Below are 21,601 nucleotides of genomic sequence, written 5' to 3' on the forward strand. Positions count from 1 at the left end.
CGATGGGCAATACCGGGCTGCATTGCTGCCCTTTCGCGAATAAATTTGCTCCTACAAGAACAAATACCGTCGAGAAACGAATATGGACCGCTTGCTCAGCATCGAAGCCTTCGTCCGCGTCGCGGAAACCGGCAACTTCGCCAAGGCCGCCCAGCAACTGGGGGTGACCCGCTCAGTCATCAGTCACCGCATCCAGCAGTTGGAGGACTACATCAGCGCGCCGCTGTTCCACCGCAGCACCCGCCATGTGCGGCTGTCGGAGGTAGGGGAGACCTACTACAAGGAATGCGCCGATATGGTGGCGAGCTTCAACAGCCTCACCGAGCAGATGCGCGACCTACGCGCCAAGCCGACCGGCAAGTTGCGCATTCAGATGCTGCCGGGCTTCGCCCTCGGCCACTTCGGCGGTCTGCTGGCCGAATTCACCGAGCGCTACCCGGACATCGAGGTCGACGTCATCGTCAACGACCGGGTGGTGGACCCGATTGAAGAAGGCTTCGACGTCGCCTTCCAGATGTTCCCGCCGATGGCCGAGTCGTTGATCGAGCGCAAGCTGTTTTCCGTGCGCCGGTTGTTCTGTGCTTCCCCGGAATACCTGGAGCGCCATGCGGCGCCCGAAGTGCCGGCGGACCTGCAGGCTCACAAGGTGGCACTCTACGAGGGCTACCCGTCGCGCAACCGATGGGTGTTCAACGGCGACGAGCAGGTTGAGCTCAACCTCACCGGCCAGGTGCGTTCCAATTCCGTGCACCTGCTGCGGGACTACGCCATCACCGGTGCCTGCGTGGTCTGCCTGCCGACATTGGTCGCCAGTGACGACTTGCTGGAAGGCCGCCTGGTGCCGGTGCTGACCGACTATTCGCTGACGGCCTTCAACTTCTCCGCCGTCTACCCAGCCACCCAGCGCCAGGCGCTGAAGGTGCGCACCCTGATCGACTTCCTGGTGGAGCGCACCAGCAATGAGCCAGCCTGGGACCGGCCTCTGCTGGAGCGAGGGTGGGTGAAGGAGTAGGGCGGGTCTCGCCCAATTCCCAGGCCCAGAAAGACTGAAGGCGCCACACGTGGCGCCTTCTGCCTTTCGAGGGTTTGCATACATCGAGATTGCCTGCCTCTGAACGGCTCCGGGATCAGCTGATGCGGTTGGCAGCGGTACGGTCGGAACCCGTTGTGTGCCTACCATTTCCGGCGTTGCTGGCGTCATTGCGCAAAGTTGGAAGGCATCTTGCTCGATTGGTGTAATCGATTCATTCGGCCGATCCGGCGAGCAGCGTCTGTCCATAAGCGACGGCCAGGGATTTCTTCTTGCCGAATCGAATGGTGATCCCGCTGTAAGCGCCGTGCTAGAGCCGCTTCGTCACTGTTCGCGTTTTGCAAACACTGTTGTCGCCTGGCTTGGAATTGTTGGTTGCAGTTGCTGCTCGTAACGTTCACTCACCCACTACAACAACAAACGGTGAATGAAATGAGCACTGCCGCATTCCGTACCGTCTTCGGCTCACTCGACGACCATCGCAAGGGCTCGATCGAGATCATCCAGGGCGAAGCCCGCCACTACGTGTTCTCCAATATCTTCGACGTCGCCAGCCGCTCCACCCCCTACGAAAAGGTGGTGGTCGGCCTGAATCTCGGCTACGTCATCGAGACCTTGCGTGCCGAAGGCACTTCTCCCTGGTACACCGCCGCCCACGACGAATTTGCCATTTCGGTCGACGGCGAAGTGCGGGTGGATTTCCTCAAGCTGGATGAGCCGCTCGCCGATGGCGAGGGCACCCGGCTGGCTGGTGAGCAGCCCAAGGGCCGGCCCATGGGTTACGTGCTGCTAAAGCGCGGCCACCAGACGCTGTTGCCAGCCGGCTGCGCCTATCGCTTTGAAAGTGCACGCCCCGGCGTGTTGCTGCTGCAGACCATCAAGGGACCGCTGTCGGTGGAGAAGTGGGCAGACATCTGCCTGAAGTGACAGCCCCGACCGACGACCAGAAAAAGAGGATATCCACCATGGCCATGCTCGAAACGCCCGACACTTCCGTCAGCTTCGCCGCCGATGAAGTCGAAGCCAGCTTGCCCGATTCCATTACCGGCTACCGCACCTTCAAGCTGGGTGCCTTTACCCTGTCCCGCGACGAATACTTCGTGCGTATCCAGTGGCCGGCCAAGGGCCAGGAACGCTCCCATCTGATTCCCGCCGACGCCTTCCTGCGCGCCACCATGCGTGATGTGGCCTGGGGCTTTTTCTATGGCTGGGTGAACTTCGATGACGTCATCGGCACCCGCAACCACTACGGCAAAGTCGACCTCTACGCCGGTAGTTTCAACGGCGTGCTCAAGGCAGCCGGGGTGGACTACACCGAGCAGTTCGAAACGCCGAAGATCATGGCCACCTTCAAGGCCATCCTGCGCGACTGGACCAACGCCGGATTCGACCCCTTCGCCGCACCGGAAGAAACCGGTAGTGCCTTCGGCCGCAAGAACGGCGACAACATAGAGGCCATCGACCGCTTCCGCGTCGCGACCAAGCGCATGCCCGGTCTGCCGGATGATTCGCCGCTGCGTAACGACCTGCCGGTGAACCGCCAATTCGCCGATGTGCCCCAGGACGAGCCGGAAATCCATGCGGCCGAGGGCTTCGAGGGCGAACTGCATGCATTCAATCTCTACAAGTACCTGTCCCGCTCGGACGTAACCTGGAATCCCTCGGTCAGCTCGGTGTGCAAGGCCAGCCTGTTCTGCCCGACCACTGAGGAATTCATCCTTCCGGTGTTCCACGGCAACGACCGTGTGGAGTGGTTCCTGCAACTGTCCGACGAAATCATCTGGGATGTGGCGGACAAGGACGATGGCACGCCACGCGCTCGCATCACCATGCGTCCCGGCGACATCTGTGCCATGCCGGCGGACATCCGTCACCAGGGTTACTCCACCAAACGCTCCATGTTGCTGGTGTGGGAGAACGCGACGCCGAACCTGCCGCAACGCTACGAGAGCGGTGAGCTGAAGCCGTATCCGGTGGAGTTCTGAGGCCCGCTTTACCCGCTTCCCATCCCTCTCCTCACAGGGGAGGGAGTCCGTCCAACCTACTGGCGCCGCCCTTCGCCTGCGGCGCCCGGAGAGCTTTTTCCATGCAAAACCAACTCTTCATCGGCGGCCGATTCGTTCCGGCCCTGAAGGGCGGGACGATCGAAGTCCTGTCGCCCCACGACGGCTCGCTGATCACCCATATAGCCGCCGCCGAGGCTGAGGACGTGGACCTGGCCGTGGCAGCCGCCAAGCGCGCCTTTCCTGCCTGGGCGGCGCTGTCCGGCGCTGAGCGTGGGCGTCTGTTGCTGAAGCTGGCGGACAAGATCGAAGAACACGCCGAAGAACTGGCCCAACTCGAATCGCTGGACACTGGCCACCCGATCCGCGATTCCCGCAACCTCGACGTGCCGCGCACCGCCGCCTGTTTCCGCTACTTCGGTGGCATGGCCGACAAGATCGAGGGGGCGGTGATTCCGGTGGAAACCGGCTTCCTCAATTACGTGCAGCGCAAGCCCGTTGGTGTCGTCGGACAGATCGTGCCGTGGAACTTCCCGCTGATGTTCACCAGCTGGAAGATGGGACCGGCCCTGGCTGCTGGTAACACAGTGGTGATCAAGCCCTCGGAAATCACGCCACTGTCCACCCTGCGCATCGCTGAACTGATGAAGGAAGTGGGCTTCCCCGATGGCGTGGTCAACGTTGTGCCGGGTTACGGGCAGACCGCCGGCCAGCGCCTGGCCGAGCACGAAGACGTGAGCAAGATCGCCTTCACCGGTTCCACTGCGACCGGTCGGCGCATCGTCGAAGCCTCCCAGGGCAACCTCAAGCGGGTGCAGCTGGAACTGGGCGGGAAGGGCGCCAACATCGTCTTCGAAGATGCTGATCTGGACGCGGCCGTGAACGGCGCGGCCTGGGCCATCTTCCACAACCAGGGCCAGGCCTGCATCGCCGGCTCTCGGCTGGTCCTGCATGAGCGCATCGCCGACGAGTTCCTGGAACGCTTCATCGGCCTGGCCCGCACCATCCGCCTGGGCAGTCCGCTGGACCCGAACACCGAAATGGGGCCATTGACCTCCACGCAGCATCGCGACCGTGTATTGGCCTACGTGGACATCGCCCGTGCCGAGGGCGGCCGTATCCTGACCGGCGGCAAGGCGCCTTCCGATCCGGCCCTGGCTGAGGGCTACTACATCGAGCCGACCGTGGTCGAAGCCCAGCCTGACCATCGTGTGGCCCAGGAAGAGGTGTTCGGTCCCTTCGTCACCGTGCTGCGCTTCTCCACCGATGAAGAGGCACTGGCCATCGCCAATGGCACCCAGTACGGCCTGGGGAGCGGCCTGTGGACTCGTGACCTGCAGCGTGCTCACCGCATGGCGGCGAACATCCATGCCGGTATGTGCTGGATCAACTGCTACAAGCGCGTCAGCCCCGGCAGCCCGTTCGGTGGCGTGGGCCAGTCCGGCTATGGCCGCGAGATGGGCTTCGAGGCCATCCACGATTACACCGAGGCCCGCTCCGTGTGGGTCAATGTGGACGCGAAGATTCCGCCGCATTTCAAACGCTGAGGTCGATCATGAATCCATTCGTTTATCAGGGGTTGGCCTCACGCGTGGTGTTTGGCCGGGGCAAGCTGGAAACACTGGCCGAGGAGCTGGACAAGCTCGGCGCCCGCCGCGCGCTGATTCTCACCACTCCTGAGCAGTGTCACTTGGGCGGCCGTGTCGCTGGCATCCTCGGCGAGCGTGCTGCCGGGGTCTACCCGCAAGCAGTGATGCACGTGCCGGTGGAAGTGGCGCGTGCCGCCCGCGTCGAAGCGGCTCGGCTGGACGCGGATTGCTGCGTAGCCATTGGCGGTGGCTCCACCATCGGTCTGGGCAAGGCCATCGCCCTGGAGTCTGGCTTGCCGATCCTGGCGGTGCCGACCACCTACGCCGGTTCGGAAATGACGCCGATCTACGGGTTGACCGAGAACCGTTTGAAGAAGACCGGGCGTGACGTCCGTGTGCTGCCGAAGACGGTGGTCTACGACCCGCAGCTGACGCTGAGCCTGCCGGCGGCGATTTCTGCCTGCTCAGGCATGAATGCCATGGCCCACGCGGTGGAAGCACTCTACGCCCAGGACGCCAACCCCATCATCACGCTGATGGCGGAGGAGTCCATCCGTGCCCTGGCCGAAGCGCTGCCAGGCGTGGTAACCAACCCAGAAGACGTCGAGGCTCGCAGCCGCGCCCTCTATGGCGCCTGGCTGGCCGGCATCTGCCTGGGGTCGGTCGGCATGGCCATCCATCACAAGCTCTGCCACACCCTCGGCGGCACCTTCAATCTGCCTCATGCCCAGGCTCACGCAGTGGTGCTGCCCCATGCCGCCCATTACAACTGCGAAGCCGCCGCTGATTCCCTGCGCCGCGCAGCCCGCGCCCTGGGTGGCCGTGAGGCGGAGGAGGTGGGGCCGCTGCTCTTCGCCCTCAACCAGAAGCTGGGCATCCCGGCCTCCTTGGCCGAGATCGGCCTGCCCACGGAAGGTCCGGCACAAACGGCGGTGATCGCCTGTTCCAGTCCGTACTACAACCCGCGCCCCTTCGAGCAGGAGGCCATCGAGGCAATGCTCGTGCGGGCCTGGAAGGGCCTGCCACCGGCATGACTCGTTCTCGTAGGGTGCGCACGGCGCACCCTACGGAACACCGCCGCCAGAACTGATTTCAATGGGAGCACAAGATGAACAACATCCCGGCCAACGAAGCGAAAATCTCTGCCCAGGCCGTAGCTGCTTTCGCCAGCACACCCAACCCGCGCCTGCGCCAGGTGGTGCAGGGTCTGGTGCGCCACCTGCACGCCTTCGCCAGCGAGGTGGAGTTGACTGAGGAGGAGTGGTTGGAGGGCATTCGTTTTCTCACCGACACCGGGAGGATGTGTGACGGCGCGGTACGCCAGGAATTCATCCTGCTGTCGGATGTAATCGGCCTGTCGATGCTAGTGGACGCCATCAACCACCGCGCCACCGAAACGGCTACTGAAACCACAGTATTCGGGCCGTTCTACATCGCCGGTATGCCCGAGCGCAGCCACGGCGAGAACATGGCCTTCACCCCGGGCGACCAGGCCCTGGTAGTTGGCCGGGTGCTGGATGCCGGTGGTGAGCCGATTGCCAACGCTGTGCTGGATGTCTGGCAGACGGCGGAAAACGGCATGTATTCAGGGCAGGACCCGGAGCAGCCCCCGACCAACCTGCGCGGACGCTACCGTACGGACGCCACAGGGCACTTCGCCATTCGAACCATCATGCCGGTGAGCTATCCCATCCCTACCGATGGGCCGGTGGGCCGCCTGCTGCAGGCCAGCGACCGTCACCCGTGGCGCCCGGCGCACCTGCATTTCATGGTCATGGCACCGGGGCATCGCACTCTGGTCACCCACCTGTTCAACCATGACGACCCTTATCTGGACTCGGATGTGGTGTTCGGCGTGAAGGACTCTCTCAAGGTGGTCTACCAACCTTGCCAGGCGAACCATGCCCTGGCGTCCGTTCATGACATCAATGGCACGTTCCGCCTGGCCAGCTACGACTTCGTATTGGAGCGTGAAACCCCATGAGCCAGTACTTCGCCGTCTTCGCCACCGACAAGCCGGACCACGCCATCTTGCGCAACCAGGTGCGCCCGGCCCATCGCGAGCATTTGCGCAATCCCTACCCGCACCGGGTGGTGGTGCGCCTGGGCGGGCCGACCCTGGACAGCGGTAACGGTCGCATGAATGGCACGTTGCTGGTGGTGGAGGCCATGAGCCTGGCCGAGGTGCAGGCCTTTCTGGGCGATGACCCCTACGTGCGCGCCGGGCTGTTCGAACACATCGAGATCCGCCCCTGGAACTGGGGCCTGGGTAATCCGGAGCTACGTGGATGATGGAACTCTGCGCGCTGGACGCCATCGCCGACGGCGGCGCCCTGGCCCTGATCGCCGAGCTGGAAGGGCATCGCCACCCTTTGGTGCTGGTACGTCGGGGCAACCAGGTCTGGGGCTATCACAACCGCTGCCCGCACTTCTCCGTGGGTCTGGACTTTCGTCCCGGCGAGTTCTGCACCTACCGTCGTCAAATGTTGATGTGTGCCCACCACAGCGCCATGTTCCGTTTCGAGGACGGTCATTGTGTCGAAGGCCCCTGCAAAGGTAGCCGACTGGATGCGGTGCCAATGCGGGTCGTGGAGGGGAGGGTGGTGCTGGTGGGGTGAGGCTGGCCACCATTTTGTAGGGGCGCTGCCGTCCTGGTGTGTCTTGGCAAACGCCAATGCCCATTCCCGCCTAACCTGCAAAAGCTGATCGTCCCTCAAAGGCAGCAAGAGATGAACCTGTTCGAAGATATGCGGGTATTCACGGTGGTGGTGGAGGCCGGTGGCTTTTCGGCGGCGGCACAGCGCCTGAACATCGCCAAGTCTGTTGTCAGCCGGCGCATGAGTGCCCTGGAGCGGCATTTGGAGTGTCGATTGTTCAACCGTACAACCCGCCGGCTGAGCCTGACTGAAACCGGGCTGGACTATTTCGAGCGCGCCCAGCGAATCCTCCGTGAGGTTTCGGAGGCCGAAGAGGCAACCCGCAGCCTGCAGAGCGAGTTACGTGGGCGGCTGCGCCTGGCGGCGCCAATGTCCTTCGGGTTGAAGTATCTGTCGCCGGTCCTCAACGAATTCATGCAGGTCCACCCTGGGCTTGAGGTCGAGCTGGATCTGAACGACCGCTTCGTGGATCTGGTCAACGAGGGCTACGACCTGACCCTTCGCATAGGCCGCCTGCCCGATTCGACACTAGTGGCCCGTGAGCTGGGGCCTTGTCCCCATGCCATATGCGCGAGCCCCGGTTACCTCGACGCCCATGGGACGCCCCAGGGGCCGGACGACCTGCGCGAGCACCAGTGCCTGGGCTACAAGAACCGCGCCAACAGCAGCCAGTGGCAATTCCTCGTGGGACAGGAATGGCGCTCGATAGCGGTCCGACCACGGTTGATCGCGAACAATGGCGAGGTTCTGGTGCAGGCCGCGCTGGATGGCCTGGGGCTGGTGTCTTTGCCACGCTTTCTGCTGGAGGAGAGTTTGGCCAGCGGTCAACTAGTGGAGGTGTTGCCAGGCTTTCCGCTGCCCAGTTCGCAGATCTATGCGGTCTGCCCGCCGGGACGGCGGCTGCCGGCCAAGGTCCGAGCCTTCATCGATTTCCTGGCGAAGCGTCTTACTCGTGCTGCGGAATCCGCCTAGGGCTCTGAGCTTTCGACGGTGGCGCTGGTGATCTCGTGCTCGCACGCTTTCATTTCTCGTTACCTGTTATTCCGATGACCTCCAGCAGCCCCAGGCGGGCGTAGCCTGGAGCTGCCGGGCTCCCTCAGCCCGTTGAACGGTCACTTTTTGGCGGGCGTGACGAGTTCTTTCTCGTTGCTGTTGAGGACGAACACGGCCATCAGGCGTGCGGGTTCGGTTTCACTGGCGTTCGCGCTGACGCCGTGAAAGGAGCCAGGTTCTTCGACGAAGTGCTCGCCAGCCTTGTAGACCTTTTCCGGGGAGCCGTTGACGCTGCTGCGTACCTGGCCCTCAAGGACCGTTGCATAGATGAAGGCCGATTTGGGGTGGGTGTGGGACGGTGAAGCGGCGCCCGGCCCGTACTCGACGAGCACAACCTTCATGCTTTTGCCAGGGGCGTTCGGCAGGGGTTGATCGAATACCACCGTCACCTTGCCCGGCGGCCGGTCGCCGGCAGACGCTGTGGTGATCGAGAGCGCTGCAAAGGCAGCGGCCAGGAAAGCTTTTGTGAACATGACAATTCTCCCGCGCGTGTATGTGCTGTGAAGGCGCGATCTGTACGGGGGCTACGCCTTCCTGTCTTGTCCCTGGGTGCGATTTGCCCCTGTGAGCCTCAGCCCCGTGACTGCCCGAGCCAGTCCTCGAAACGGATCGCACCGAGGCGCGGGTTCTTGCCGGGGGTCAGCGACTGATCGTCGAGAAGGGCGCCGAAGTAGCGGGCGTGTACGTCCGGCACCACCTTGCGTGTGTCTTGCGTGCCCCGCAGGTGGCGCCGGATCAGTTCGTCTATGGGCATGGCCTCGGGGCCGGCGACTTCGACGGTGCCATTGGCCGGCGCTTCGAGGGTGACGTCGGCGAGGACTGCCGCTACGTCATCGGACGCGATCGGCTGGATCAGCGCCGGTGACACATGCAGCTCTGTGCCGACGGCAAAGGATTCGGCAATTCCGCCGACGAATTCGAAGAACTGCGTGGCACGCAGGATGGTGTAGGGGATGCCGGACGCCTTGATGAGGTTTTCCTGCGCAACCTTGGCCCGGAAGTAGCCGCTGTCGGGCAGGCGTTCAGTGCCGACGATCGAAAGTGCGACGTGATGGCGGACGCCGGCGGCGGCTTCGGCCGCCAGCAGGTTGCGGGTGGAGGTTTCAAAGAAGTCGAGAACTGCCTGGTCCTCCCACACGGGCGCATTGGCCACGTCGACGACGATGTCCGTACCATCCATCGCCTGGGCCAGGCCCTCGCGGGTGATGCTGTTCACGCCCGTGCTGGGGGAGGCCGCGAGCACGTCATGGCCGCGCTCGCGGAGGTGCTTCACAAGTTTCGAGCCGATGAGGCCGGTGCCTCCGATGACGACGATCTTCATGGTTTCTCTCCGTTTCTATCGACGGCAGCCATTGCTGTCGGTGTAGGTGGAGAGTGCGCGCGCGCTGCAGGGAAGTCCTTGTGTCGGTCTTGAGTTGTCCTTCGGGAAAGCTTGGATTTTCGTCCAAGGAAGCTGTTGCCCGCCCGGTATCCCTTGTCGTGGATGGTGCGAGCCTGTTACTCGCTGCCGTGTTATCAATATCAGTCACTAATCGCTGGCCGTCGGGGACACGGAACCGAAGGCGCTCGTCCAGGGGATACTGATTTTGCAATTCATGTTTGGAGACTACGTGCTCGATCAGGGGCGCCGGGAACTGACCTTGCGCGGGCAAGTTGTGGCCGTCGGGCCGCAGGTCTTCGATCTGTTATTGCATCTCGTCAGCAACCGCGAGCGCGTTGTCAGCAAGGACGACCTGCTCAACGCGGTGTGGAGTGGCCGGATCGTCTCGGAATCGACGATCACCAGCCACATCAACGCGGTTCGCAAGGCTGTCGGCGACACCGGAGAAGAGCAGCGGCTGGTTCGGACGGTCGCCCGCAAGGGTTACCGCTTCGTCGGCGAAATCAAGGTCGGCGAGCCAGCGGACGCGGCGCAGCCTGACGGGCCAGGCGCCGACGAACCCGCTCCCGTCGATTCGAAGGCGACGCCACCCTCCGCGCTCCTCCTGCCGGACAAACCGTCCATCACCGTCCTGCCGTTCCAGAACCTGGTCGGGGACCCGGAGCAGGACTATTTCGCCGACGGCGTGGTGGAGGACATCATCGCCGCCCTGTCGCGCATCCGCTGGCTGTTCGTCATCGCGCGCAATTCGAGCTTCACCTACAAGGGGAGGGCGGTGGACGTCAAAGACGTCGGCCAGGCGCTCGGCGTGCGCTACGTGCTGGAAGGTAGCGTGCGAAAGTCCGGGAACAAGGTGCGAATCACCGGACAACTCATCGACGCGACGACCGGGATGCATATCTGGGCGGAGCGATTCGAAGGCCTGCTCGACAACCTCTTCGACCTGCAGGATCAAATCGCCGAAAGCGTCGTCGGCGCGATCGCGCCGCAGCTCGAACGGGCGGAAATCGAGCGCGCCAAGCGCAAACCCACGGAAAGCCTGGACGCCTACGACTATTACCTGCGCGGCATGGCGAAACTGCACAACGGAACCCGGGAAGCCATCGCGGAGGCGCTGCCGTTGTTCTACAAGGCTACCGAGCTCGATCCGGAGTTCGCGTCGGCCTATGGCATGGAGGCCTGGTGCTACTTCTGGCGCAAAGTGAATGGCTGGATGGCCGATCGGCCCCGAGAGATCGCCGAGGGGACGAGGCTCGCGCGTCTGGCAGTGGAGCTCGGCCGGAACGATGCAGTGGCGCTGACCCGCGGCGGACACGCACTGGGTCATCTTGCTGGCGATCTCGATGGTGGTATCGCGCTCATTGACAGGGCACGCCTGCTCAATCCCAATCTCGCCCCCGCCTGGTACCTGGGCGGCATCCTGCGCGCGCTCCGAGGGGAAACAGACGCCGCGATCGAAAACCTGACCCATGCCACGCGCTTGAGTCCGCTGGATCCGGAAATGTTCAGGATGCAGGTGGGGATGGCGATCGCGCATTTCTTCGCCCGGCGCTTCGATACCGCTGCGGACTGGGCGGACAAGGCGCTGGGGAACCTGCCCAGTCTCCTGCCCGCGGTTGCGCTGCTGGCGGCCAGTCATGCCCATAGCGGGCGAATGGACAAGGCGAAACTGGCGATGCAGCGGCTGCAGGAGCTGGATCCCTCCTTGCGTATCTCGGGGCTTAAGGATTGGTTGCCGATTCACCGGGCGGAGGATCTTGCGCTGTTCGCCGATGGACTGCGGCTGGCCGGGTTGCCCGAGTGACCGCCACGATGGCGTGCTGAACGACGCTGCCGCAGACGGCGAACACCGGTGGACGGGGAGGGAAGGGCGGTCACCGATTCAGCAGCGATCTCGAGGTGGCGATGGCCGTGCTGAACGGACGCCATTCGCGATTGAGTACATAGGCGTCCTATTCCAGTTTTTCCTGCTACCGGTTCGTAGGAAGGGGGTGCGCGAAATCGCCAGGCGCTGGCCCGTTACGCCCGAGGCGTGGCGGGCGGTCCGCTGCACGCTGGGGCAGCCCGGTGTCCTCTGGGCTGCCGGACCCTCCCGGAGTGTCAGAGCTCGAATGGAATGCTGAGCTTGGCCCACAGCATGTCGCCCTCCGGGCGGTTCTCCACGTCGAACTCCTTGGCCCAGCGGATCTCAGCGCTGCAGTACTCGAGGAAGGTGTAGTGCAGTGCCGGACCGACGGCGAAGACCTGGCCGCGCACGCCGTCGTCCACATCCTCGCCGAGGAACTGCACGGTCCGTCCATGCTGTTTGTCGTCGGTGGTCTGCTTGAGGTAGTAGCCATTCAGGCCCAGGTGCAGGTCTTCAGCCACCAGGTAGCTGGCCGAGTAGTCGAAATGGAAGATCTGCCCGGAGCGATAGTCGGTGTCGTGGTTTTCCTCGTTGAAGCTGTAGGTCGCCTTCAGCGACAGCTCGGTGCGTTCCGTGGGTAGCCAGGTGAAGGAAAACAGCGGCTTGTACGTGTAGAAGTTGGTGCTGGTGTTGGCCAGCCGGTCGGCATCGTAATGGCCGGTGGGAATGGTGATTTCCAGCGCGGCACCCAGCGTGAGGCTCTTGCCCATGTCCCAGAGGATGATCGGGGCCAGGGTGGTGTCACCGATGCTTCCCCGCTCGTCGTTCAGGCCGAAGGCGGAGACCCGCTGCCGTACGTAGGGCACGGCGACGTAGCCCCCCAGCCGCCCGCCGAAGACCCGCAGCGGGCTCACGTAGTCCAGGCGTGCGGTGATCGAGTCCGAGGTGATCTCGGCGCCGGGCACCTCGCCTCCCTGGGAGCTGATGTTCAGCTTTCTGGCTTTGTAGTGGTTGTAGTAGACGACGAAGGCGAACAGGTGGTCGGGCAGGTTGTTCACGTCCAGGGGCAGGGTGAAGAAGCCATCGGTTCCCGGCGCGATGTTGTCCACGCCGTTCTCGGTGGCGTAGGCGGAGGCGCTGACGGCCAGGATGAGGCAGGTCGCCACGCGCAGCGGCGTATGCGCAAGGGTCGAAGTCATGTTTGCGCTCATCATTATTGGATACGGAGTGGCGGGTTTTGGCCCTGCTGTAGGTATAGGCCGAATATGTGGACAGCGTCGGGGGCTTTCCATGTAACCGCCTTGATCGCCGCCGGCCTCGCTGCCGATGAGTTGGAGGCGTTTTTGCCAGGGAGCTCAGGTCCGGGGTCACACCAAAGTACTCGGCGCCGGTCCATTTGCCCGAAACAGGTCGGAGGGTCATCGAATCATCAGCAAACGAATAAGCACTTCAAGAACTTCGTCAGTGCGGGTTTCGCCTCTTGCCCCTGGCGTGTCGCGCAATGAAATTCGGAGCGATAGGACAAACTCTCCGGTTGCAGCGCGCGCAGTTTGCCTGCGGCGACCCAGGCTGCGGCGTAGTGCGTGGGCAGGTAGCCGATGTAGGTGCCTGACAAGAGCAAGGTTGCGATCGCCTCCATGGAGAAGGCCTTTACCGAGCGGCTGAAGCGCAGATCGTGAGGGCGTCGGTTCTCTGCCATGTAGCCGCGATCCACGTAATCCGCCGCACAGATTTCTTCGACCCCGAGGGTCGCATCGTCCCGGCCGAAGAGCGGGTGGTCAGCGCTGCAATACAGGTTCTGCTCTTCCTCGAACATCGGCAGGTAATCCAGGCCGGAGAGTCGATGATGAAAGGCCCCGATGGCCAGCTGCAGGCGTCCCTCCAGGACCGCCTGCTCCAGTTCGTCAGGGCGCATGATGTGCAGTTCGAGGCGCGTATTGGGGCACTCCTTCCTGTACAGGGCTATCGCCCTCGGGAGCGGCGCTTCCTGGCACGTGGTGAGGCTGTCGACCGTGCCGATTTGCAGGAAGTCAGGCAGGCCGCCGTGCAGAGCGGTGGTGCGCTGGCGGAAACGATTGATGTCGGTGAACAGTTCCTGGGCGGCCGCGTAGGTGGCCTGGCCTTCTTCCGTGAGCTGGAATCCGGCCTTGCCACGGGTACAAAGGGAGTATCCGAGGCGAATTTCCAGGTCACGAACCAGCACGCTCAAGCGTGGCAGGCTGGTGTTCAAGCGAACCTGGGCAGCGGTGAAGCCGCCCGCTTCGACGATGGAGCAGAAAATCCGCAACATCCGAAGGTCAATGTCAGTCAGATTGCCCAGCATAATTTCTGCTCATCGTTATGGTTTGGCCTGCGACAGGTCCGCCTGGGTGGCAGCATCAGCCAACCATCGCACCGCCGCCATTCACGCCAAGGATCTGACCCGTCATGAAACTCGCCTGGTCCGAGGCCAGGAACGCCACGACGTTGGCAATCTCGTCGGCAGATCCCAATCGTTGCAAAGGATAGCGCGCAGCCTCTTCGCGAATGTAGTCCTCACCCATACGCTCGACCATGGGGGTCAGGGTGCCGCCAGGGGCCACGGAGTTCACCCGCACCTGCCAGGGTGCCAACTCCCTTGCCAATGCCTTGCTGAAGGCAATGATGCCCCCCTTCGCTGCCGAGTAGTGGCAGAGGTTGGCACAGCCAAGCTGGCCGAGATCCGAAGCGATATTGATGATCGACCCGCTGCCCTGACGCTTCATCAAGGCTGCGGCCCCCTTGGCGAACAGGAAGGCGCCATGAAGATGGACGCGAATCATCCGGTCCCACTGTTCCAGGCTCAGCTCGGTGATCGGCGCTTCGAAGAGAATGCCGGCGTTATTGACCAAGACATCCAGGCGATCCAGACCTTCGAACGCGTGGGCGGCCGTGTTTGGGTCGGAGACGTCTCCCAACGCCACGCACGCCTGGACCCCACGCGCCCGCAGCGCTTCGACGACCGCCTGCAGGTCCGCGCTATCGGCGAGGTCATTCAGAATCGCGATGTCACCGGCCTCCCCCAAACGGAGTGCGACGGCCTTGCCGATGCCATGTGCGGCACCGGTTACGAGGTAGGTTTTCATGAGTGATTCCTTGCTCAGTAAGGATGTTCGACGAGCCAGTCGGCGTAGCTGGCGAGGCCTTCGCCAAGGCTGTATCGAGGCTGATAGGCCAGCTGTTCGATCGCGGCCGTGATATCGAAGCGTGCGTTGGCATCAAGAACGGGGATCGTGCCCGGACCGATGTCGAACTGGGCCTGGGGGAACAGGCCGAGCACCCGCTGAGCCACATCACGGTAGCTTTCCTGCTCGCCAGCGGTCACGTTGAACACCCGCTGCTTGAGGCGTTCTGCCGGTACCTGCGTTGCGAGGATGCAGGCTTGCGCGACATCACTGACATGTACGTACTGAAAGAGGTAGTCGCCGCCCTCGGCTTCGTAGAGGGCAACACGATCAATGGCGTGGCGCAGCAGAGATTTCAGGTAGCACTGCATGAACTGCCCAGGTCCATAAATCCAGCCGGGACGCAGCGAGATCACATCGATCCCGTACAAGTCGCCGTACACCTTGCCGAGCTTCTCAGTGAAGACCTTGGTGCAGCCATAGGGCGTCGTAGGCTCCAGGGCGGCGGATTCATCGATCACACTGAGGTCCAGGTTATTCCCGTACGCGCATTCCGAGCTGAGATTGACGATCCGGCCGATCCCGCTCAGGCGCGCGCATTCGAAGACATGGGTAGTGCCCAGTGCGTTGGTGAGCACCGTCTGCAGCGGAATCCGTCGGGAGTCGACGGGGTGAGAGATCGCCGCGGTATGGATGATCGCCGAAGGCTTGAACGCCTGGCACGCCTGGAGCAGCGTGGCCAGATCAGCGAGGTCCCCTTGCACATAGCTATAGCCTTTGTCGGCTATCGCGCTGCTGAGGCTTCGATCGAATCCCAGTACGGCGTGGCCCGCTGCCAGCAACTGCCGGACCACTTCCTGGCCCAGGAAACCATTGGAGCCGGTTACCAGATAGTTCATCTACGGATTCCTCAGTAAGGATGCACGGGAAGCTCGATGTTCCCGGCACGCCAGTGGGCGTGGACAGTGTCCGGGGTGCAGAACCACAGGTCTTCGTGGGAGCGCATCAGCTGAATCAGGCGCTCCAGCATCATCAGCCGTGACGGTCTCCCGATCACCTCAGGGTGCATGGTGAGCATGAAGTGACTGCCGAACTCACGCATGCCGGCAAGCTCGGCCGCCCACAGTCGGTAAACCTTGTCGGGCTCTTCGATCACGCCACCGACGGCGGGCTCGGCGGAATAGGCAAACTGCTCGAAATCATCGAGCAACCAGCTGACGGGCAACTCGAGCAGACTGTGTTCAGGCCCACCGACGAGGTAGGGACGGTCATCCCCCATGAGGCTGCTGTCGGTATGGAAGCCCAGTTCGATCAGGGACTGGACCACATCCGGCGTGATTTCCCAGAGCGGGGCCCGGTAGTGGCGGACCTCACGGTCGATGGTCTGCTCCAGAATGGCCTTGCTGTCCTTCAGGATCTGCAGGTTCTGAACCGGGTCCATTTCATCCACGCGCTCGTGAAAGAAACCGTGGCAGCCGATTCCGTGTCCGGCCTTGGCGATGCTGCGCACGACCTCCGGATCGATCTGCGCGATACGGCCAGGGATGTAGAAGTGGGCCCGGATGTCGTACCGCTCGAGCAGGTCAAGCAAGCGCGGTACGGCGACCCGCCGGCCGTACGCGCCCATGGACAGCAATGAAAGACGGCGGCCGTTCAGGCTGGACGATTCCCAGGCAGATTCCGCATCGAGGTCGAAGGAGAGGGTGGCGGCGAAGCGCTTGTTGTTTGGCCAGATGACCATTCGAGGACGTCCTTTTTATTGGCTGCGCTCGTGCCTGGCCGGTCGGCCTTCGCCATCCCGGCCAGGCGAGGTGCTGATAGACAGGTCGAGCGGTCACCGCTTGGCGATGGACTCGGCGAGGATGCACATCAGTTCGAACATCATCGTCGCCCCCACCAGGGCGGTGGAGCCGCCCTGGTCAAACGGCGGGGACACTTCCACCACGTCGGCGCCGACCAGATTCAGGCCACGAAGGCCGCGAATCATTTGCTGGGCCTCGAGCGTGGTCATGCCGCCAATCTCGGGGGTGCCAGTGCCTGGCGCGAATGCCGGGTCCAGCACATCGACATCGAACGTGATGTAGGTCGGGCCATCGCCCACGACCCGACGCGCCTCGGCAAGCGTCGCCTCGACACCGATGTCCGCGAACTCTTCCATGTGGATGACGCGAATCCCGCATTCCTCCGCGAATGCCTCATCGTCAGCCGAGTAGATGGAACCGCGGATACCGATCTGGACCGTCCGTTTCGGGTCCAGCAGGCCTTCCTCGATGGCCCGGCGGAAGGGCGTTCCGTGGGTGTAGGGGTTGTCGCCAAAGTAGCGGTCGTTGGTATCGGAGTGCGCGTCGAAGTGCACCATCCCGATGGGGCGTTCACGCGCCAGGGCTCGGAAGATGGGCAGGGTGACCAAATGGTCGCCCCCGACCGACAGGGGAACGGTGCCCACTTCGTGGATCTGCCGGAAGAAGCCTTCGATGCGCTTCAGGGAATCGAGCAGGTCAATCGGGTTGACCGGGGCGTCGCCCAGGTCGCCAATTCGCACCAGGTCATAGGGAGCGATGCGGCTCACGTGATGAACCTTGCGCATCAGGCTCGACATGTTTCGTACTTCGCGCGGCCCATGACGAGCGCCGGCGCGATTGGTCGTGCCACCGTCCCAGGGGACCCCCACCAGGGCGAGTTGCACTTGGCTCGGGTCTTCGAAGATGGGTAGACGCATGAAGCTCGGAATGCCGGCGAAGCGAGGAATCAGAGCGGCGTCCATCGGCTGGGGAAAGTCATTGTGCATACGATTACTCCATGCGTGCTGGTCAGACGGCAGCGCGCATTCGGGTATTGAAAGTCCGATAAGCGGTACCCGGAGCTCTCAGCGGCACAAGACCAAACAAGGCGCATTCGCTGGTCCCATGCGCATTTATGGCATTTGTTGAGAGCTCCATGGGCCAGGACAGGATGGTGCGAGCCTCTGGGGGAATAAATCCCGCGATGCGCAACCTGACTTTCACCAAAGCGAAAGTGCGTTGATGGGGGCGTTAACTTTCGCTTCTGCGGAAGCTGACTTTCGGAGCTCAGGATTTTTGCTTGGACGATAGGACCGTACGTTTCATCGAGGCGCCTCCCGACTAAAAACAACAGCGAGACCGCATGACATGAAACTCCACGACCTCATCGGTTATGACCGGCACGGTACGATCAAGGAGCTCGACACGGGCTTGAACAAAGGCAAGCTCGGCACAAAGGACGTCGTTTTTTCCGCACTGGGTTTCAATGCCCCCGCATGGGTGGCGGCTTCATCCATGTCCATCCTGTATTCCATCTCCGGTAAACAGGCGCCGCTGGCGATTCTGATCGCGTTCTTCTTCCCGATGCTGGTTCTGGCGGTGTGCATGGTTTCCCTCACACGGCATGCTCCGTCAGCCGGCGGCATCTTCACCTTCTGCTCCCGCTTTCTGCATCCGAACTGCGGTGTCGTTCTGGGCTGGACCTACGCCATCGCGTGCATGGCAGTCACGCCGATGTGCGCGGTGATCGGTACGCAGTACGTTCAGGCGCTGTTTCCGGCGCTTCAAGGCGAGTTGCAGGCGAAGGTCATCAGCACCCTGCTGATCCTGACGTTCCTCGTCGTCTCGTCGCGTGGAGTTGGAGTAACGGCGCGGGTTGCCGCCACCTTCCTGATTTTCGAGATCGCCGTCGTTGCCGGCCTGGGGTTGCTGGGGATCGCCAATCCCCAGACCACAGGGCTATCGATCGCGACCATGTATTCCCTGGAGAGCGCCGGCGGGCTCGCCGCGATCGGCCCTGGCGTGCTGTTCGGCGTATGGATGCTGGCGAACTTCGACTCGGCCATCAATTACATCGAGGAGGCTCGCGTACCGGTGCGCACCGTGCAGCGCTCGCTTTTGATTGTCCTGAGCTCGGCCTTCCTCATTTACAGCCTTGCGGCTATTGGCTGGCAGTTCGCGGTACCGGTCGAGCAGCTCGCCGCGATCGTCGAAAATGGCAATGGCGGCCCCATCGCGGTAGTCGCCGAGACCTACCTGCCGCCGGCGATGGCCTGGATTGCCTTGTTCGTCGTCATCACGTCCGCGTGTGCCGGACTGCAGATTTCCTCCAATTCGGCTGCGCGGACGCTCTACCGAATGAGCGAAGAAGGGCACCTGCCTTCCGTGCTGCGAGTGGTCAATCGCTTCAAGGCGCCCTGGATCACCCTGGTGCTGGTGTCGGCGGTGGGAATCGTGCTGGTCTGGTGGAAGCCAATCGGCAAGATCATCTGGTACTACGACGTCATTACCATCACGCTGGTGCTGTCCTACGTTTCCGCCCTTGCCGCATTCATCGTGATGTGCTGGAAAAAACAGAAGCCGCTGGTTGCGGCTGGGCTTTCAGCTTTGGCGCTCATGGCCATCCTGGTGCTCGCCTACATCGGTTACATGGCTGGGGCGAGTCCGGTTTCACCGGAAGACATCTACACGGCCTGGTACCTCGGTGCGTTTGCGATCGTCAGCGGTGCCTTAATCGCGCTGCTGAGTCGTTTTTTCGGTGCCAATAAGTTCCAGGGAAGCTCTCTGAAAGTCTCGTAATCGTCCGGGGCTTCGTCGTGCGAGAGAGGCCGCCTTGTGGGAGCAGGGCAGTCTTTCTTGCACGCCGGCCCGCAGAGCCTGTCGCCAGTGATCCGAATCGGGAACCGAGCGTTCCTCCAGCGCACGGATTAGGCGTCGCGGGCCCGGGGCTCGGGGCTCGGATGACACGGGTGTCCATTCGGCGATTACGGTTTTAGCTTCAGGCTTCTCACCGAATGCGCGCGCTTCATGGGCGGAGGGCAGGGGAGGGAGCTGCAGGTTTTCCCGCCGGCTCTGGTCCTCGTCGAGCATGGAGGGGAGGCGGGCGCTGAAGTGGCAGTTGAACAGGCGCGACAGGTCCTTGGCGCTGAACCAGGCCTAATGGCTGATCAGCAGGGCGCGCAATTGGCGGTGGTAGCGCAGGTAGGTGCGGGGGATGTTGCAAGTGTTGATCATCGCGGTTCCATCCATGTCGGGGATCGGGGAACCGCCACCCGTAACTTCCAAATTGACGCGTTCGCATTCAACCCCGGTTCCATGGCAGGACCTGACTAAACTACCTACCGGGGCTTCTCTCCACGGTTGAGGAGAAAGCGTATGCCGCGTGTTCTTATCCTGGTGCTCGGTCTGTTGTTCTCCGCCTCTGCCTGGACGCAGACAATCATTGCGGCAGCTGACGTCTATCCCCCCTTTGCCGACCCGGCCCACCCTTCGCAGGGTATCTGCTTACAAATTGTTCGGGCGGCGTATGCCAGTCAGGGCTACACGGTCGACATGCGATTCGTTCCCTGGGCGCGAGCGGTCAACGGTGTGAAAAGCGGCGAGTATGACATCCTGCCCAATGCCTGGTGGACGCAAGAGCGGGCGGCGTTCCTGCTGTATAGCGAGCCCTATATGAGGAGCGAGATCAAGTTCATCAAGCGCAAGGGCGATCCGTTTGAATACCATGGATTAGGGAGCCTGACCGGAAAAACAGTGGGGATTGTCAAAGGGTATGGCTACAGCGACGAATTCCTCAATTCCACCAACTTCACTCGGCCCGAAGTTACCCACACGCTGCAAAACATCAAGAAGTTGGCACTCGGCCGGATCGACTTGACACTGGAGGATGAGGTCGTTGCTCGTTGGGTCATCAACCACAATGCCCCCACGCTTATGCAACAGCTCGAGTTCACCCAAAACGGCTTGTCCAGCCAACAGATGCACGTGACCAGCAGTTTGAACAGCCCGCGTCACAAACTCATCATCGACGTGTTCAACAAAGGGCTGGCCACCATCAAGGCGAATGGCACCTACGACCATATTCTCCGGGAGAACGGACTGAAATAGTCCCTGTGCGCTAGCTGCGCGCGCGGCCGAGCAGGATAGGGCGGGGGTTGAAGATCTGCTTTAAGCCGGCGATTTCCGTTGTGTGACGAAACCCAGTTGCTGACGAAATGGCAAAAGGCCCCGGGAGGAGAACGCTCGGGGCCTTCTGTTTGCCGGCATCAGATGGCCATGCTGTCCACCACGCCACCATCTACGCGCAAGGCGGCGCCGGTGGTCGCGGAAGAGTAGGGCGAGGCGACGTAGGTCACCAGTGCGGCGACTTCGTCCACCTCGGCCACCCGCTGGATGATGGAGCTGGGGCGCTCGCGGCGCACGAATTCATCCGCTTCCTCGCGCGCGGTGCGGCCGGACTGGCGTACGGCGTCGGCCACGAGATTCGCCACGCCTTCGGTGAAGGTCGGGCCGGGGAGGATGGCGTTGACGGTGACGCCAGTGCCCGCCAGGCGCTTGGCCAGGCCATGGGAGACAGCGAGGTTGGCGGCCTTGGTGACGCCGTAGTTGATCATCTGCGCCGGGATGGCCACGCCCGATTCGGAAGACAGGAAGATCACCCGACCCCAGCCGCGCTCGACCATGCCGGGGGTGTAGTGGCGGGCCAGGCGCACGCCGGAGAGCACGTTGATCTCGTAGAAGTCCAGCCACTCCTGGTCGTTGGTCTCATAGAAATCGACGTCGTTATAGATGCCCAGGTTGTTCACCAGAATGTCGGTGTGGGGCTCGGCGGCGAACAGGGTTTCGGCACCGGCGGCGTTGCCCAGGTCGGCGACCACGCCACGGGCCTTGCCCTTGGCTTCGCGGATGCCGGCCACGGCCTGGTCGACGGAAGCTGCGTTGCGGCCAACGATGACCACCTCGGCGCCGGAGGCGGCCAACTGGCGGGCGATGCCCAGGCCGATGCCGCCGGTGGAGCCACTGATGATGGCGGTCTTGCCGCCGAGATCGATCTGCATGTCGGGGTCCTCTTTCAGGGGCACGGGATGTGCCGGTAATCGACTGGATCTGGCGACATCC

At 62.7% G+C, this 21,601-nt stretch carries 21 protein-coding genes; 12 read left to right on the forward strand and 9 right to left on the reverse strand.

Annotation, left to right across the window (positions count from 1 at the left end; all coding sequences use genetic code 11):
• Window positions 1–82: 82 nt before the first annotated feature.
• From TQ98_RS12000 to TQ98_RS12040, 9 genes are all read left to right on the forward strand, one after another.
• Window positions 83–1,012 (forward strand): LysR family transcriptional regulator, encoded by a 930-nt coding sequence (locus TQ98_RS12000; protein ID WP_044872771.1) that lies wholly within the window; start codon window positions 83–85, stop codon window positions 1,010–1,012.
• Between the two features lie 450 nt (window positions 1,013–1,462).
• A complete protein-coding gene (locus TQ98_RS12005) occupies window positions 1,463–1,957 on the forward strand; it encodes a hypothetical protein (protein ID WP_044872770.1) in 495 nt (164 codons plus the stop codon).
• A gap of 38 nt (window positions 1,958–1,995) precedes the next feature.
• Window positions 1,996–3,015: a hydroxyquinol 1,2-dioxygenase gene (locus TQ98_RS12010; protein WP_044872769.1), complete on the forward strand. Its 1,020-nt coding sequence runs from the start codon at window positions 1,996–1,998 to the stop codon at window positions 3,013–3,015.
• Window positions 3,016–3,116: 101 nt separating this feature from the next.
• Entirely contained in the window at window positions 3,117–4,580 is a 1,464-nt protein-coding gene (locus TQ98_RS12015; RefSeq protein WP_044872768.1) for an aldehyde dehydrogenase family protein, read from the forward strand.
• An 8-nt stretch (window positions 4,581–4,588) separates the two neighbouring features.
• The gene (locus TQ98_RS12020; RefSeq protein ID WP_044872767.1) at window positions 4,589–5,656 is read left to right on the forward strand and encodes a maleylacetate reductase; all 1,068 of its coding nucleotides are present in this window, start codon (window positions 4,589–4,591) and stop codon (window positions 5,654–5,656) included.
• 74 nt (window positions 5,657–5,730) lie between these two features.
• Complete coding sequence (locus TQ98_RS12025) at window positions 5,731–6,606, forward strand: dioxygenase (RefSeq protein ID WP_044872766.1); 876 nt, start codon at window positions 5,731–5,733, stop codon at window positions 6,604–6,606.
• Window positions 6,603–6,914, forward strand: coding sequence for a YciI family protein (locus TQ98_RS12030; protein ID WP_044872765.1), 312 nt, complete (start codon window positions 6,603–6,605; stop codon window positions 6,912–6,914). Before TQ98_RS12025 ends, TQ98_RS12030 begins: the two co-directional genes overlap by 4 nt.
• Window positions 6,911–7,240 carry a Rieske 2Fe-2S domain-containing protein gene (locus TQ98_RS12035; protein ID WP_044872764.1) on the forward strand — a complete coding sequence of 110 codons (330 nt, stop codon included), beginning with the start codon at window positions 6,911–6,913 and terminating at the stop codon, window positions 7,238–7,240. The genes TQ98_RS12030 and TQ98_RS12035 overlap by 4 nt, the downstream gene beginning before the upstream one ends.
• A gap of 111 nt (window positions 7,241–7,351) precedes the next feature.
• On the forward strand, window positions 7,352–8,251 hold the full coding sequence (locus tag TQ98_RS12040; protein WP_044872763.1) for a LysR family transcriptional regulator: 900 nt from the start codon (window positions 7,352–7,354) through the stop codon (window positions 8,249–8,251).
• Window positions 8,252–8,391: 140 nt separating this feature from the next.
• Here the strand turns inward: TQ98_RS12040 and TQ98_RS12045 are convergent, their stop codons facing one another.
• Both TQ98_RS12045 and TQ98_RS12050 read right to left on the reverse strand, forming a co-directional pair.
• Complete coding sequence (locus TQ98_RS12045; RefSeq protein ID WP_044872762.1) at window positions 8,392–8,805, reverse strand: cupin domain-containing protein; 414 nt, start codon at window positions 8,803–8,805, stop codon at window positions 8,392–8,394.
• A 98-nt stretch (window positions 8,806–8,903) separates the two neighbouring features.
• Window positions 8,904–9,653 (reverse strand): SDR family oxidoreductase, encoded by a 750-nt coding sequence (locus TQ98_RS12050; protein WP_044872761.1) that lies wholly within the window; start codon window positions 9,651–9,653, stop codon window positions 8,904–8,906.
• A gap of 265 nt (window positions 9,654–9,918) precedes the next feature.
• Between TQ98_RS12050 and TQ98_RS12055 the strand changes: the two genes are divergently transcribed.
• Window positions 9,919–11,517 carry a winged helix-turn-helix domain-containing tetratricopeptide repeat protein gene (locus TQ98_RS12055; protein ID WP_044872760.1) on the forward strand — a complete coding sequence of 533 codons (1,599 nt, stop codon included), beginning with the start codon at window positions 9,919–9,921 and terminating at the stop codon, window positions 11,515–11,517.
• Between the two features lie 296 nt (window positions 11,518–11,813).
• Here the strand turns inward: TQ98_RS12055 and TQ98_RS12060 are convergent, their stop codons facing one another.
• The 6 genes from TQ98_RS12060 to speB all read right to left on the reverse strand — a co-directional run bounded on the left by TQ98_RS12060 (window position 11,814) and on the right by speB (window position 17,490).
• Window positions 11,814–12,758: a transporter gene (locus TQ98_RS12060; protein WP_044872759.1), complete on the reverse strand. Its 945-nt coding sequence runs from the start codon at window positions 12,756–12,758 to the stop codon at window positions 11,814–11,816.
• Between the two features lie 230 nt (window positions 12,759–12,988).
• Complete coding sequence (locus tag TQ98_RS12065; protein WP_044872758.1) at window positions 12,989–13,882, reverse strand: LysR family transcriptional regulator; 894 nt, start codon at window positions 13,880–13,882, stop codon at window positions 12,989–12,991.
• A 55-nt stretch (window positions 13,883–13,937) separates the two neighbouring features.
• Window positions 13,938–14,663: an SDR family NAD(P)-dependent oxidoreductase gene (locus TQ98_RS12070; RefSeq protein ID WP_052659207.1), complete on the reverse strand. Its 726-nt coding sequence runs from the start codon at window positions 14,661–14,663 to the stop codon at window positions 13,938–13,940.
• Window positions 14,664–14,677: 14 nt separating this feature from the next.
• Window positions 14,678–15,601: an NAD(P)-dependent oxidoreductase gene (locus TQ98_RS12075; protein ID WP_044872756.1), complete on the reverse strand. Its 924-nt coding sequence runs from the start codon at window positions 15,599–15,601 to the stop codon at window positions 14,678–14,680.
• Window positions 15,602–15,612: 11 nt separating this feature from the next.
• A complete protein-coding gene (locus TQ98_RS12080; protein WP_044872755.1) occupies window positions 15,613–16,443 on the reverse strand; it encodes a polysaccharide deacetylase in 831 nt (276 codons plus the stop codon).
• 93 nt (window positions 16,444–16,536) lie between these two features.
• Window positions 16,537–17,490, reverse strand: coding sequence for an agmatinase (gene speB / locus TQ98_RS12085; protein ID WP_044872754.1), 954 nt, complete (start codon window positions 17,488–17,490; stop codon window positions 16,537–16,539).
• 361 nt (window positions 17,491–17,851) lie between these two features.
• Between speB and TQ98_RS12090 the strand changes: the two genes are divergently transcribed.
• The gene (locus tag TQ98_RS12090) at window positions 17,852–19,282 is read left to right on the forward strand and encodes an APC family permease (RefSeq protein ID WP_044872753.1); all 1,431 of its coding nucleotides are present in this window, start codon (window positions 17,852–17,854) and stop codon (window positions 19,280–19,282) included.
• Between the two features lie 576 nt (window positions 19,283–19,858).
• Window positions 19,859–20,590, forward strand: coding sequence for a transporter substrate-binding domain-containing protein (locus tag TQ98_RS12100; RefSeq protein WP_044872752.1), 732 nt, complete (start codon window positions 19,859–19,861; stop codon window positions 20,588–20,590).
• Window positions 20,591–20,748: 158 nt separating this feature from the next.
• Here the strand turns inward: TQ98_RS12100 and TQ98_RS12105 are convergent, their stop codons facing one another.
• A complete protein-coding gene (locus tag TQ98_RS12105) occupies window positions 20,749–21,540 on the reverse strand; it encodes an SDR family oxidoreductase (protein ID WP_044872751.1) in 792 nt (263 codons plus the stop codon).
• Window positions 21,541–21,601: the final 61 nt, after the last annotated feature.

It is taken from the genome of Pseudomonas sp. LFM046 (assembly GCF_000949385.2).
Classification (GTDB): Bacteria; Pseudomonadota; Gammaproteobacteria; order Pseudomonadales; family Pseudomonadaceae; genus Metapseudomonas.

Bases quoted from the DNA above. Each gene is read 5' to 3' on its own strand.
- TQ98_RS12000 (WP_044872771.1), top strand. From the start codon at position 83: ATGGACCGCTTGCTCAGCATCGAAGCCTTCGTCCGCGTCGCGGAAACC.
- TQ98_RS12005 (WP_044872770.1), top strand. From the start codon at position 1,463: ATGAGCACTGCCGCATTCCGTACCGTCTTCGGCTCACTCGACGACCAT.
- TQ98_RS12010 (WP_044872769.1), top strand. From the start codon at position 1,996: ATGGCCATGCTCGAAACGCCCGACACTTCCGTCAGCTTCGCCGCCGAT.
- TQ98_RS12015 (WP_044872768.1), top strand. From the start codon at position 3,117: ATGCAAAACCAACTCTTCATCGGCGGCCGATTCGTTCCGGCCCTGAAG.
- TQ98_RS12020 (WP_044872767.1), top strand. From the start codon at position 4,589: ATGAATCCATTCGTTTATCAGGGGTTGGCCTCACGCGTGGTGTTTGGC.
- TQ98_RS12025 (WP_044872766.1), top strand. From the start codon at position 5,731: ATGAACAACATCCCGGCCAACGAAGCGAAAATCTCTGCCCAGGCCGTA.
- TQ98_RS12030 (WP_044872765.1), top strand. From the start codon at position 6,603: ATGAGCCAGTACTTCGCCGTCTTCGCCACCGACAAGCCGGACCACGCC.
- TQ98_RS12035 (WP_044872764.1), top strand. From the start codon at position 6,911: ATGATGGAACTCTGCGCGCTGGACGCCATCGCCGACGGCGGCGCCCTG.
- TQ98_RS12040 (WP_044872763.1), top strand. From the start codon at position 7,352: ATGAACCTGTTCGAAGATATGCGGGTATTCACGGTGGTGGTGGAGGCC.
- TQ98_RS12045 (WP_044872762.1), bottom strand. From the start codon at position 8,805: ATGTTCACAAAAGCTTTCCTGGCCGCTGCCTTTGCAGCGCTCTCGATC.
- TQ98_RS12050 (WP_044872761.1), bottom strand. From the start codon at position 9,653: ATGAAGATCGTCGTCATCGGAGGCACCGGCCTCATCGGCTCGAAACTT.
- TQ98_RS12060 (WP_044872759.1), bottom strand. From the start codon at position 12,758: ATGACTTCGACCCTTGCGCATACGCCGCTGCGCGTGGCGACCTGCCTC.
- TQ98_RS12065 (WP_044872758.1), bottom strand. From the start codon at position 13,882: ATGCTGGGCAATCTGACTGACATTGACCTTCGGATGTTGCGGATTTTC.
- TQ98_RS12070 (WP_052659207.1), bottom strand. From the start codon at position 14,663: ATGAAAACCTACCTCGTAACCGGTGCCGCACATGGCATCGGCAAGGCC.
- TQ98_RS12075 (WP_044872756.1), bottom strand. From the start codon at position 15,601: ATGAACTATCTGGTAACCGGCTCCAATGGTTTCCTGGGCCAGGAAGTG.
- TQ98_RS12080 (WP_044872755.1), bottom strand. From the start codon at position 16,443: ATGGTCATCTGGCCAAACAACAAGCGCTTCGCCGCCACCCTCTCCTTC.
- speB (WP_044872754.1), bottom strand. From the start codon at position 17,490: ATGCACAATGACTTTCCCCAGCCGATGGACGCCGCTCTGATTCCTCGC.
- TQ98_RS12090 (WP_044872753.1), top strand. From the start codon at position 17,852: ATGAAACTCCACGACCTCATCGGTTATGACCGGCACGGTACGATCAAG.
- TQ98_RS12100 (WP_044872752.1), top strand. From the start codon at position 19,859: ATGCCGCGTGTTCTTATCCTGGTGCTCGGTCTGTTGTTCTCCGCCTCT.
- TQ98_RS12105 (WP_044872751.1), bottom strand. From the start codon at position 21,540: ATGCAGATCGATCTCGGCGGCAAGACCGCCATCATCAGTGGCTCCACC.